Below are 1,928 nucleotides of genomic sequence, written 5' to 3'. Positions count from 1 at the left end.
GTTCGGGCGCGTCCATAAGGGCCGCGCTCATAAGACCGTCTTCGGCCCGGCGCAGTTCTTCCCTGACGTGTTCAAGACGCTCGCGGGCCTCGGCCAGCCGGGCCTGCTGAACGGCCAGATTTACCTTGGCTTCTTCTTCCAGCTGTTCCCGGTAGTCCAGAACTTTTTGCATTTTGAAACGAAAGGCCACGCGCACACCGCCTTGATTTTGACGCCGTACAGCATCTATAATTCAATATATTGCAAACAGCGGGCCAAGCCCGCTGTTTACTGTCGTGACGGGATGCACCGGCCTTGTGCGTCATGGTACAAAAAACGCGGCCTGTCGCCGTGTCATGGTCAGGCGCTGTCGCCCGTGAAGTGTCCCGGCGTTTTTGCCCTTGACGGATGCCTGTTTGGCATCGCTATTTTTGAGCATTGTTATTTTCAAATTGCTCTGGGCTGCGTGAGCAAGCGCAATTTATCTGCGCTGTTAAGCGCCGAAGCGAGCGTGCCGTAAGCTTTGAGAATGCCCATTCTCAAGGCTGATTTGCCTTAAAGGTTCAGCCCGGCCGAATGGTTGACCGGCCCACACCCGCTGCCGGGGCTGTAACTGCGGCGCAGGGCAAGGTTGAGGAATTCCTGGGCGCGGGTCACCGCCACCAGCAGGGGCAGGCCCTTGCCGAGGCCGGTGGCAATGGCGGCCGAAAGGGTGCAGCCCGTGCCGTGATTGTTGGCGGTTTCTACCTTGGCCTGCGGCAGATGCTTGGGAGCCTCACCCGCCACGCACAGACAGTCGGTAACAACCACATTGCTTTCCATATGACCGCCCTTGATAAGAACGGCCCGCGCGCCCATCTGCAGCAGTTTTTCACCGGCGGCGGCGGCATCGTCAAGATTGTCGATGGTCATGCTGGTGAGCATTTCCGCTTCGGGCCTGTTGGGCGTCAACAGGTCGCAGCCGGGCAGGATTTCCTGCACAAGCGCCTTGACCGCGTCTTCCTGCAAAAGCACGCTGCCGCTCTGGCTTATGGAAACCGGGTCTACCACAAGCGGAAAATCACGCTTGCGCAACAGGGGGGCAATGGCCTTGATGATGGGCGCTGAAAACAGCATGCCTGTTTTCGCGGCCGCCACAGGAAAGCCGTCAAGCACGGTGCAGAGCTGCAAAGCTACAAAATCCGGGTCCGGGGCGTGTATGCCCGTGACGCCCAGGCCGTTCTGGGCAGTGAGAGCGGCAATGACGCTCATGCCGTAGCCGCCCATAGCCATGATGGTTTTCAGGTCGGCCTGAATGCCCGCGCCGCCGCCGGAATCGGAACCGGCGATTGTCAGTATGTTGGGAGGAGTCAGCATCTTGCCCTCTGTGTATGATTTTAGTGAGCCGGGCATACTATAGCCTTCCCTGTTGTCTGATGCAATGTGCGGCCTGTGCCTCACGTCGTATGACCGTGCGGCGGATCGGCCTCCAGGCATTACGGGGGTGGGGAACCATCAAGGCAGGCAGCATGCCGGTTGTCATACCAACGGTCATGCCAGCCTGCCCGCCTGTCAGCCAGACGCGAACCGAGCCTTGAGCTTTTGACAGGCTCCGCCGGTTTGTGGCCGGTGGGTGCACGTCCTTTTTGCGGTTGCCCGCGCCGGGACCGTTGCCGCGTCAGTTGCACGGCAGCCACATGTCTGGAAAAAGTCTTCACAGCCCCATAAAGCGATGCTAGCATCGGCCAAGCGGTTTGAGCGCCACAGGAAAGCCGTGTCCGCCCTGTGCTTTTTTGGCGGGATTTCCTGCTTTACATGTATAACGCTCTGCGCGCCGCCGTAAAGGAGTTGCGCATGAAACTGGATAAAAAACAGCCCGGCGTGCCGGGCATAGTCAATCTGCCCGAACCTGCCCCCGGCAAGGGCGGGCGCAAGGCGATTGTTCTGGCCCTGCTGGCCGTGCTGCTTGT

General features: G+C 59.7%; 1 protein-coding gene and 1 pseudogene. Both read right to left on the bottom strand.

Features of this window, described 5'->3' with window-relative positions; genetic code table 11:
- Window positions 1-190, bottom strand: a pseudogene (locus tag V6C16_RS12165) (flagellar export protein FliJ); the annotation flags it as partial.
- Between the two features lie 344 nt (window positions 191-534).
- On the bottom strand, window positions 535-1,335 hold the full coding sequence (gene thiD, locus V6C16_RS12160; protein WP_333534592.1) for a bifunctional hydroxymethylpyrimidine kinase/phosphomethylpyrimidine kinase: 801 nt from the start codon (window positions 1,333-1,335) through the stop codon (window positions 535-537).
- Window positions 1,336-1,928: the final 593 nt, after the last annotated feature.

It is taken from the genome of Desulfovibrio sp. 1188_IL3213 (assembly GCF_036763145.1).
Classification (GTDB): domain Bacteria; phylum Desulfobacterota; class Desulfovibrionia; order Desulfovibrionales; family Desulfovibrionaceae; genus Desulfovibrio.
Note: the sequence above shows the minus strand (reverse complement) of the source record. Positions and strands in the feature narration are given on the sequence as shown.